Origin of the sequence: Elstera sp. (assembly GCF_044372965.1) — a bacterium.
In the GTDB taxonomy this organism is placed as follows: Bacteria; Pseudomonadota; Alphaproteobacteria; order Elsterales; family Elsteraceae; genus Elstera.
On the sequence record NZ_JBILQX010000135.1, the window covers coordinates 1 to 9,751 of the forward strand.

At 62.3% G+C, this 9,751-nt stretch carries 11 protein-coding genes; 6 read left to right on the plus strand and 5 right to left on the minus strand.

Going from position 1 to position 9,751, the window contains the following annotated elements; all coding sequences use genetic code 11:
• The first annotated feature begins 216 nt into the window (after window positions 1–216).
• Both ACIQ36_RS14825 and ACIQ36_RS14830 read left to right on the plus strand, forming a co-directional pair.
• A complete protein-coding gene (locus ACIQ36_RS14825; RefSeq protein ID WP_395830639.1) occupies window positions 217–1,092 on the plus strand; it encodes an SDR family oxidoreductase in 876 nt (291 codons plus the stop codon).
• A gap of 72 nt (window positions 1,093–1,164) precedes the next feature.
• Window positions 1,165–2,430: an MgtC/SapB family protein gene (locus ACIQ36_RS14830; protein WP_395830641.1), complete on the plus strand. Its 1,266-nt coding sequence runs from the start codon at window positions 1,165–1,167 to the stop codon at window positions 2,428–2,430.
• Here ACIQ36_RS14830 and ACIQ36_RS14835 read toward each other — a convergent pair.
• The 3 genes from ACIQ36_RS14835 to ACIQ36_RS14845 all read right to left on the minus strand — a co-directional run bounded on the left by ACIQ36_RS14835 (window position 2,427) and on the right by ACIQ36_RS14845 (window position 5,732).
• Complete coding sequence (locus tag ACIQ36_RS14835) at window positions 2,427–3,440, minus strand: 4-hydroxyproline epimerase (protein ID WP_395830643.1); 1,014 nt, start codon at window positions 3,438–3,440, stop codon at window positions 2,427–2,429. The two genes, ACIQ36_RS14830 and ACIQ36_RS14835, sit on opposite strands and share 4 nt — an antisense overlap.
• A 1-nt stretch (window position 3,441) precedes the next feature.
• The gene (locus ACIQ36_RS14840; protein WP_395830645.1) at window positions 3,442–4,677 is read right to left on the minus strand and encodes an NAD(P)/FAD-dependent oxidoreductase; all 1,236 of its coding nucleotides are present in this window, start codon (window positions 4,675–4,677) and stop codon (window positions 3,442–3,444) included.
• A 125-nt stretch (window positions 4,678–4,802) separates the two neighbouring features.
• On the minus strand, window positions 4,803–5,732 hold the full coding sequence (locus ACIQ36_RS14845; protein WP_395830647.1) for a dihydrodipicolinate synthase family protein: 930 nt from the start codon (window positions 5,730–5,732) through the stop codon (window positions 4,803–4,805).
• 146 nt (window positions 5,733–5,878) lie between these two features.
• On the opposite strand from ACIQ36_RS14845, the gene ACIQ36_RS14850 reads away from it, so the two are divergent.
• The 4 genes from ACIQ36_RS14850 to ACIQ36_RS14865 all read left to right on the plus strand — a co-directional run bounded on the left by ACIQ36_RS14850 (window position 5,879) and on the right by ACIQ36_RS14865 (window position 8,473).
• Window positions 5,879–6,619: a GntR family transcriptional regulator gene (locus tag ACIQ36_RS14850; protein ID WP_395830649.1), complete on the plus strand. Its 741-nt coding sequence runs from the start codon at window positions 5,879–5,881 to the stop codon at window positions 6,617–6,619.
• 232 nt (window positions 6,620–6,851) lie between these two features.
• Window positions 6,852–7,535 (plus strand): HD-GYP domain-containing protein, encoded by a 684-nt coding sequence (locus ACIQ36_RS14855; RefSeq protein ID WP_395830651.1) that lies wholly within the window; start codon window positions 6,852–6,854, stop codon window positions 7,533–7,535.
• Between the two features lie 57 nt (window positions 7,536–7,592).
• Window positions 7,593–7,943, plus strand: a complete 351-nt coding sequence (locus ACIQ36_RS14860) for an ArsR/SmtB family transcription factor (protein ID WP_395830653.1) — start codon at window positions 7,593–7,595, stop codon at window positions 7,941–7,943.
• 8 nt (window positions 7,944–7,951) lie between these two features.
• Window positions 7,952–8,473, plus strand: a complete 522-nt coding sequence (locus ACIQ36_RS14865; protein ID WP_395830654.1) for an arsenate reductase ArsC — start codon at window positions 7,952–7,954, stop codon at window positions 8,471–8,473.
• Here the strand turns inward: ACIQ36_RS14865 and ACIQ36_RS14870 are convergent.
• Window positions 8,459–9,154 carry an ABC transporter ATP-binding protein gene (locus ACIQ36_RS14870; RefSeq protein WP_395830656.1) on the minus strand — a complete coding sequence of 232 codons (696 nt, stop codon included), beginning with the start codon at window positions 9,152–9,154 and terminating at the stop codon, window positions 8,459–8,461. The two genes, ACIQ36_RS14865 and ACIQ36_RS14870, sit on opposite strands and share 15 nt — an antisense overlap.
• A 2-nt stretch (window positions 9,155–9,156) precedes the next feature.
• On the minus strand, window positions 9,157–9,751 hold a 595-nt coding region (locus tag ACIQ36_RS14875; protein WP_395830658.1), incomplete at its 5' end, for a hydroxymethylpyrimidine/phosphomethylpyrimidine kinase.

Here is a 9,751-nt window from a genome sequence, read left to right on the forward strand (position 1 = left end):
TTGCCGCTAATCTGGTCCAGCACGTCGCGCACGGGGCAGTTGGCGGCGTTGAAGTCTTGTTTTTGCCAGGAACAGAGACGGGTCGTAAGATTGGCGCTATCGGGCATAGGGGGTTCCTTCGCTGTTCCCTGGGCACCGAAAACTGCCGCCTTCCGCGTGCCGTATATGGTCTCTATTCTAGGCTTACTCACGAAACGAGACCAGAGGAAACCGCCTATGACCTCCCCCGCCCCGCGCCTTCTTATCACCGCCGCCAGCGGCCAATTGGGCCGCCTTGTTGTCGCTCGGCTGCTGAGGAGCGTTCCAGCGGCGCAGATCGCCGTTGCCGTTCGCTCCGAAAAAGCCGCCGCTGAATTTTCGGCCCTCGGTGTGACCGCCCATATCGCCGATTACACCCAGCCCGCCACGCTGGAGGCCGCCTTTGCTGGGGTGGATCGGCTGCTGCTGATTTCCTCCAGCGAGCTTGGCCAGCGCTTCCCCCATCATAAGAACGCCATCGACGCCGCCAAAAAGGCGGGGGTGAAGCTGATCGCCTATACTAGCGTGCTGCACGCCGATCGCTCGCCGCTGGGCCTTGCCGAGGAGCATCGGCAGACGGAAGCCGCGCTGGCCGCCTCGGGCGTGCCCTTCACCCTGCTGCGCAATGGCTGGTATACGGAAAACTATTTGGCCTCGCTGCCGTCGATTCTGGCGCACGGCGCGCATTTCGGTTGCGCCGGTGACGGGAAAATCTCTTCCGCCCCCCGCGCCGATTATGCCGATGCCGCCGCTGCGGTGCTCGCGTCCACAGCGGATCAGGCGGGCCAAGTTCATGAACTGGCCGGGGATAGCGCCTATACGCTGGCAGACTTCGCCGCCGAAGTCGCCCGTCTCACGGGTAAGCCAATCGCCTATCAGAACCTGCCGGAAGCGGATTTCAAAGGCGCGCTGCTGGGGGCTGGGCTGCCGGAGCCGATTGCCGAACTGCTGGCCAATTCCGATACGGGCGCATCGAACGGCGCACTGTTCGATGATAGCCATACCCTCAGCCGCCTGATCGGTCGGCCCACGGAGCCGCTGGCCGTAACCCTCGCGGCGGCGCTCAAAGGCTAAAGCCGCGCGCGGCTTGTGACGGGGCGGGAAACCGTCTACCGAGAAGGGGTTCTTCCCGTTTGTGAGCCGCCGATGCCCCCCACCCCATCCCTTGATCCCCTCCTCGTCCGCTTTGCGATTGCCCTTGCCATCGGCCTGCTCGTCGGGCTCGAACGCGGGTGGCAAGCGCGGACGGGTGAGGAGGGGGCCAGGGTAGCGGGGGTTCGAACCTACGCGATCACAGGCCTCCTCGGCGGGGTCTGCGGCGGCTTGGTGCCGCTCACCTCCCCCACCGTTCTGGGCCTGGGGATGCTGGGCTTCGCGCTGGTCTTCGGGGCGTTTCACTGGCGCGTGGCCCAGGAAAGCCGAAATTATAGCGTGACGGGCGCTATCGCCGGGCTGCTCACCTTCGCGCTCGGGGCCTATGCCGTGCTCGGGGTAATCCAGATTGCCATTGCGGGCGCGGTAGCATTGACCATTCTGCTCGCCTTAAAGCAGCCGCTGCATTCCTGGGTGCGAAAGCTGACGTGGGAGGAAGTCCGGGCGGGCCTTGTGTTGCTGGCCATGAGCTTTCTGTTTCTGCCGATCCTTCCCAACCATCCAATCGACCCGTGGGGTGCGATTAATCCGGCGGAAATTTGGGTTCTCGCCATTATCATCGCCGCCCTGTCCTTCGTTGGCTATGGCGCGGTGCGGCTCCTGGGGGAGCGCAGCGGGATTGCCCTCGTGGCGCTCGCGGGTGGGCTATCGTCGTCGACGGCGGTGACGGTCACGCTAGCGCGGCTCTCCAAAGGCAAGGACAGCGGCGCGCCGGTTCTGGCCGGCGGGATTCTGCTGGCCTCCACGGTGATGCTGGCGCGCGTCTTCCTCGTCGCCGCCGCGCTCAACCGCGATCTGCTGGCGCCGCTCGCCGTGCCGCTCGGGGCGGCGGCGCTGGTGTTTCTGGGAGCCGCTGGTTTTTTGCTCTTGCGACCCAGCCCCGCTGGCCCTGGTACGGCGCTAACCCTAACGAATCCGCTGGAACTGGGCGTTTCCTTGAAACTTGCCGGGTTTATTGCCGTCACCATGCTGCTGGCGAAACTCGTTGTCGGCCAATTCGGCGATGCTGGGCTGTATTTGCTCGCCGCAACCTCGGGCCTTGCCGATGTTGACGCGCTCACCCTCTCCCTCGCCCGGATGAGCGAAACCAGCCTTAGCGTCCAAACCGCCGCCATCGGCATCGGAATTGCGGTAACGACGAACACGATTTCCAAAGCGACAATGGCAGGGATTCTGGGGGCGCCCCGGCTGGGATTGATCGTCGGCGGCGTCAGCGCCGCCGCCATTGCCGCCGGGGCGTTAGCCCACGCCCTGAGCTAAGCCCGGTCCGCCACCTGGAAGCCCTGCCAGAACGGGTCGCGGTCATCGACATAAATCGTATTCAGCCCCGTCACCCGCGCCCAGCCACCAATCGACGGAATGATCGCCGGACGCCCGGCCACCTCGGTTTCCGCCACAACGCGCCCGGTGAAGGTGGAGCCGATGATGCTTTCGTGAATGAAATCCTCGCCAACCCCCAAACGGCCCGTGGCGTGCAGTTGCGCCATGCGGGCGGAGGTGCCGGTGCCGCAAGGGGAACGGTCGATGGCTTTATCGCCATAGAAAACAGCATTGCGCGCCGTGCCGGTGAGCGTCTTCGCTTTGCCGGTCCACAGAACATGGGTGAGTTTGTTCAGCGCCGGATTGGTCGGATGCACGATTTGGTGCGTCGCATTAAACGCCGTGCGCAGTTTGGGGCTCAGCGCCAGGATTTCCGAGGGTTGCAAATCGTCGAGATCGGCGTACCCCGGTTGCGGCTCGACAATGGCATAGAAATTTCCGCCAAACGCCGCATCGACCTTGATAGGCCCAAAGCCCGGCAGATCGACGGCATAGTCGCGCCCCAGCAGGAAGGACGGCACATTGGTGAGCGTGACGCTCTCAACATACGGACCGTTCATTTCGTAACGCGCTTCGACGAGCCCCGCTGGCGTGTCGAGCTTCAACAGCCCCGGTTCGCGCGGCGTAATCAACCCGTGCTCGATGATCGTCGTCACCGTGCCGATGGTGCCATGGCCGCACATGGGCAGGCAGCCGGAGGTTTCAATGAAGAGAATCGCGACATCGCAGTCGGGCCGCGTCGGCGGGTAGAGAATCGAGCCCGACATCATATCGTGCCCGCGCGGCTCGAACATGAGACTGAGGCGAATCCAATCAAATTCCTCCAAGAAATGCTGACGGCGCTCGAACATGGTCGCGCCTTTCAACACGGGGATCGAGCCCCCCGTGACCACGCGCACCGGGTTGCCGCAGGTGTGACCGTCGATACAGAAAAACGTGGAGCGGGCCATATCAGAACCTCTGCGCGGAGAAAGGGGTCAAATCGAGCGGGGTCGGTAAATCCATCACCTGCGCCGCGATGATTTCGGCGGTGATGGCGGCTTGCGTCAAACCATAATGGCCGTGGCCAAAGGCATGCAACACGCACGGTGAGCGGCGCGAGGGTCCGATCACCGGGAGCGAATCAGGGATCGACGGGCGAAACCCCATCCAGCGCGTGCCGCCCTCGAACCGGCCTTCGGGCAAAAAGCGGCGCGCGCGGTTAATCAGAGCATCAACGCGGGCATAATTGGGCGCGGCCTTCAGCCCAGAAAACTCCACGGCACCGCCCAGCCGGTCGCCGGTATCCAGCGGTGAAATCACAAACCCGTGGCCTTCGAACAGCACCGGGCGGGTCAGGCCCAAGCTGCCCGAAGCGAGCGTTACATTGTACCCGCGCTCGGTATCCAGCGGCACCGCATCGCCGACCTGCGCTGCAAGCCGCTTCGACCAGGCCCCAGCGGCGAGAATGACGCGGTCAGCGGTGAGGATTTCGCCCGTACTCAGGGTCACGGCGGCACTTTGTGCATTGACCGTCAGAAAATCGGCTTCCGCCAAAACCAGGCGTGCACCGCGCGCAAGCGCCGCTTCCCCCAGCGCCCGGGTAAGATCGGCAGGGTCCGAGACATGCGCCCCCGTGGGATACCACAGCCCGCCCGCAACGCCCCCGGCGGCCAACGCCGGTTCCAACTCGATTACGACCGCCCGGTCTAAAAGCTGCGCCGGAATCGCGTGGCGATGCTGATGCGTGGCAAGGATCGCCATTGCGCCACTTATCGCGGGATCGTCCCAAACGGTCATAAGCCCGCGCGGGCGCAGATGGTTCGACAAGCCGAGGCGGGCGAGCCGATCTTCCCAGGCGCGCAAAGCTTGGCCGTTCAACGCGACTAAGGCGGACGTACCAGCCGCAAGCGCCTGCGGACGGCTTGCCCAGAGAAAGCGCAGCAGCCAAGGCGCAAGTTTCGGCAGATAACCGGGGCGAATAGCGAGCGGCCCCAGCGGGTCCATCAGCCAGCGGGGCAGATTACGCCAGGCTTTCGGCGAGGCCAGCGGCAGAATATCCACATGGGCGATCCATCCGGCATTGCCCTGCGAGGCCCCGGCGGCAATCCCCCCTGGATCGACCAGCGTTACCGCACAGCCCGCGTCCAGCAGTGCATGGGCCGTGGTGACGCCGATAATCCCGGCCCCAATGATGACAACCCGCATCCGCCCCCCTATTCCCTATGGTGTTAAGGGGGTTTCCCTCCGAACCCCAGGGAAAGCCTCGGAAAAAAACCCCCTTACGCGAAAAGGCGAGACCGGCGAACCGGCCCCGCCCCGCTCACGTTTCCTTAAACGCTCGGCAGGCCCACATCCGGCAGTGCCGGGCGGTTAGCGAGCGCTTTTGCCATCATCGCTTCCACCTCGGCGCGTTCGGCTGCATCCAAAGCTAGGCGGGGCGGACGGGTTAGATCGGTACCCCGGCCCACAATGTGCTCGCACAGTTTGATGCACTGAACGAGGTCCGAGCGCGCATCCAAGTGCAGGAGGGGCATGAACCAATCGTAAATCGGCATCGCCTCGGCAAGGCGGTTGTCGCGGACGAGGCGGAACAGGGTTTCGCCTTCGCGCGGGAAAACGTTGGACATGCCCGACACCCAGCCGACGGCACCCAGCGCGACGCATTCCAGAACCACATCGTCCAAACCGCAGAACGGGATAAAGCGGTCGCCGGTCATGTTACGCACATCGACCAAACGGCGGGTATCGCCCGAGGATTCCTTGAAGGCGACGATGGTTTCAACGTCCGCCAGCGTCGCCAGCATCGCCGGGGTCACGTCGGTGCGGTAGGAGGGCGGGTTGTTGTAAATCATGATCGGCAAATCGCTCGCCGCCGCGACGGTGCGGAAATGCGCCAGGGTTTCGCGCGGTTTGGCCGGATAGACCATCGGCGGCATGACCATCAGCCCGTTCGCGCCCTTGGCTTGCGCCAGTTTCGCCGTTTCCGCCGCAAAGACTGGCGTATATTCGGCAACGCCGACGATCACCGGCACGCGGCCCCTGGCGGTGCTGGCCGCCAACGCGATCAATTCCCCCTTCTCGGCGCGGGTGAGTGAGCAATTCTCCCCCACCGTCCCGCACATGACGAGGCCCGATACGCCATCGCGGATGAGCGCTTCGATCACCCGGCCTGTCGCCTCAAGATCCAGCGTGAAATCGGCGTGAAACTGCGTGGTAACAGCGGGGAACATGCCGCGCCAGGTTTTACGGGGATCAGACATCGCAAGGAGCCTCCGAGGTGGATTTGATTTATGTCGACATCTTGTATTCACGAAATTCGCCCGTCAACCCCTCCCGTCAAGGGTTGTCGACAAACTGCATCGATTTCCGTTAGGATCGACGTGAAACTAGTGAAAGAGGGCGGTGTATGCGGAGTAGATTGGATGACGGGCAGGCCGATGCGCCCTCTCCCCGCAGCCCGGTGCCACGCGGAACCGCCTCACCCGTCATTTATGACGCGCTGAAGCAGGATATTCTGAATCTCACGCTGTCGCCCGGCCACCCCTTGGACGAAACCGGCCTGTCCGAGCGTTTCGGCACGTCACGCACGCCCGTTCGGGAAGCGCTGGTCCGGCTGGTGGCGGAAGGCCTCGCCTCAACCCTGCCGAACCGTAACACCATCGTCGCCGTGCTCGATTTCGCGAGCCTACCGCCTTATCTGGACGCGCTGACGCTAATGTATCGCGTCTCAACGCGCCTTGCTGCTGAGCGGCGCACAGCGGCGGATCTGGATGCCATCAGCGCGGCACAGGCCCGTTTTGCCGAGGCGGTTGCGCGCGAAGACGCTTTGGCGATGCTACACACCAACCGCGATTTTCACCTTGCCATCGCCGCCGCTGGGCAGAATCCTTATTACACAGAGTTTTTCTCCCGCCTGCTGAACGAGGGCATGCGCCTGCTGCGCCTCTATTACCGGCGCTTTGATGACCGCTTGCCACCGCGCTATGTTGATGAGCATGATGGGTTGATTGAGGCCATCGCTATGCAAAACCCCGATTTAGCCGAAGTTCTGGGCGGAGAGCACGCCGTTCAAATCGTCACGCAGTTGCAAAGCCTCATGGTGCCGAACCTCGGTGCCCATATTACCCTAACGGCCCGAAGCGCCTAGCAATCGCTCATTTTCGCGCGCAAGGCTAATTATTATGGAAATTTTGAGCAACATTTAAACATGGTTTCGTGACAATATCCAGTAAAGCGCCTTTTTTTTGCCAACCCGACCAATTTAAGTAATCTTATCGCTCAAAATAGTGCACACTCCTCAAGAGCATATCTTGGTACCTACCTCAACAAACATCCAAAGCGGACGCTTTGAGCTGTGGGCGAGTGCTCAGGGAGGGATAATGCCGTATCGCCAACAACGGCAGCTTCCGTGGGAGGCTGATCATCATGCGCCCACAATTACCAACTTCGGCGATCAGGTTTTCGGGGCACTCCCCCAAAATTTGTGGCGGCAGATCGAACCCCATTTTGTTAAGGATGTTGCCCTACGCCAACACAGCAGCCGCCTTGGCGCACTCACCGCTTTCCTCGGTCATCACGCGGGGCAAGAGGATAGCGGTTGGTTGGAGCGTCTCGCCGAAGCCGCCGTTTTGCACGACGTTGGCAAAACCCGGCTTGATCCGACAATTCTTGGAAAAGGACGGGATGTTTCGAGCGCGGATTTGGATCATATCCGCAACCACGCGCCCCTTGGGGCCGAGTTGCTCGAAACCCATGGCGGTGAGCCTTTCGGGTTAGCGGCGATCGTGGCGCGCTATCATCATGAAGCCCACGATGGTTCGGGCTATCCGCACGGCTTGATCGGCGATGCCGTGCCGCAGGAAGCGCGGATTGTCGCCCTCTGCGATGTTTATGACGCGCTCCGCTCGCCCCGGTCCTATAAGCACGCCATGGAGCATGATCACGCGATGCGAATCATCCTTGGTGGCGATAATCGCACCCGTCCGCAACAGTTCGATCCGTATCTTTTGGCCGTGTTCGAACGGCATAGTGCGGCAATTGCTAAGCTCTATCACCGCAACTAAGGGCGGTCTGAGCAGGTCGGCCTTGACGGATTCATATATTTCTGTAATTCTCGATATATGGAAAATAACGTCGCTCTCTTAGCCCTGTCGGCCCTCGCCCAAGAAACGCGCCTCGCCGCGTTTCGGTTGCTGGTTCAGCACGAACCCGATGGGCTGCCCGCTGGCGAGTTGGCCCGCCTCCTTGATGTTCCGCAAAATACGCTCTCAACCCACTTGGGTTTACTGGCGCGCGCCGATCTTGTGACCGCCAACCGCGACGGGCGCGTTATTCGTTACCGCGCGCACTTGGCCAGTGTTGAGGGCTTGGTTTTGTTTCTTTTGACCGACTGCTGCCAAGGCGAAGCTGCGCTCTGCGGCTCCATTCTCTCGGCTCTCTCCGCCTCGCCGTGTCACCCAAAAACCTGCTAGGAGGCATCATGTCTCGTGCGTTCACTGTACTGTTTCTGTGCACCGGCAACACGGCGCGCTCTATTCTCGCAGAAAGTATCTTGAGGCATGAGGGGGGTGGACGATTTCAGGTCTTTTCGGCTGGAAGCCAACCCAAGGGCCATGTTCATCCGCTTGCGCTGAAACTTCTTGCAGCCGAGGGCTATCCAACCGAAGGACTACGCTCCAAAAGTTGGGATGAATTCGCCGCCCCCGGCGCACCGCAGATCGATTTCATCTTCACCGTCTGCGATAATGCCGCCGGTGAAGTATGCCCAATTTGGCCGGGCATGCCCATGACGGCCCATTGGGGCGTAGATGATCCGGCAGCGGTAACGGGAAATGAGCTTCAGTGCGAAGCTGCCTTCGTAACCGCTTTCAAACAACTTCGGCGGCGTATTTCGGTTTTCGCAGCCTTACCGCTTGCATCCCTCGACAGGCTTGCACTGCAAAAGCAATTAAGTGCCATCGGCCAGGATAGCGACCGCACGGCACCGCTAACCCACGCCTAAATACCGCGCGAGCGTGGGAGCATCTTCGGCCAGTGTAGCGCTCGTCGCCCGATGTACAATGCGGCCCCGCTCCAAAATAATCGCCTGATCGGTCATGGGAAGGATTTTGCGCGCGTGCTGCTCGACGATAATCCCCGCCATGCCTTCGGTGCGGAATAGCCTCGTCAGCGCCCGCATCACATCGTCCACGATCACCGGGGCTAGCCCTTCGGTTGGCTCGTCCAGAAGCAAAAGGGCCGGGTTCAGCACCAGCGCCCGCCCGATGGCGAGCATCTGCTGTTCACCCCCGGAAAGCTCTTCGCCTCCCCGGCGGCGATAGTCGGCTAAGCGAGGGAACAGGGTGAACACCCGCTCCGGCGTCCAGGGGCCGGGCCGGGCGACCGCCGTTAGGTTTTCCAGCACGGTGAGCGAGCGAAAAATACCGCGCTCCTGCGGCACCCAGCCGATCCCGGCGCTCGCGCGGCGTTCCGGCGACCAGCGGCTGATATCGGCCCCGCCCCAGGTGATCCGCCCGGCGCGGAGCCCGGTCAGTCCCAGAATCGTTTTCAGCAGCGTGGTTTTCCCAACGCCATTGCGCCCCAATAGGGCGATTGCCTGACCGGCGGCGAGGCTGAACGAAATCTCCGACAGAATTGAACCTTCGCCATACCCTGCCGCGACACCCTCTACCTGCAACAGCATCCTCAGCCACCCGCCTCCGCAGTCTTCGCCCAGCCCGTCCGCAACCAACGCCGGGCGCGCAAAATCGCGTCGGGCATGGTTAGATCTTGGGCGAGTCCCGCCGCAATCCCGCTGGCCAAAGCGCAGCCCGTTCCGCGCCGCGCGCCGGGTAAGCGGGACGCGCTAAACCAGCGCGTGTTAGTCGGGCTAATGAGATAATCGGCCACCGCATCACCGGGCAAATGCCCCCCTTTCAGCAAAACCGCCTGCGTTCCGGTTTGCACCAATGCCTGAGCCTGTGCAACCATCGCACGCCGATTGGGAGCTTCGGGCACCTGGAGCAAAAAGCCCGCCTCGGGCAGATTGGGCGTCACCAAATTTGCGCGCTGCCACAGCGGACCAAATCCTGCCACACCTGCGGACGCATCGTGCAAAACCCCGCCCGCGCTGGCGCTCAACACAGGATCAAGAATAATCGGCGCATCGGGACACATCTGCATGAGAAGGTCGGCGACAAGCGTCGCCGCCGCAACGCTCGGCAGCATACCGATTTTCACCGAGCCGATAGGCCCAAGGCTGGCCGCCGCCATGATCTGCGCCTGAAGCATCTCCGGCGGC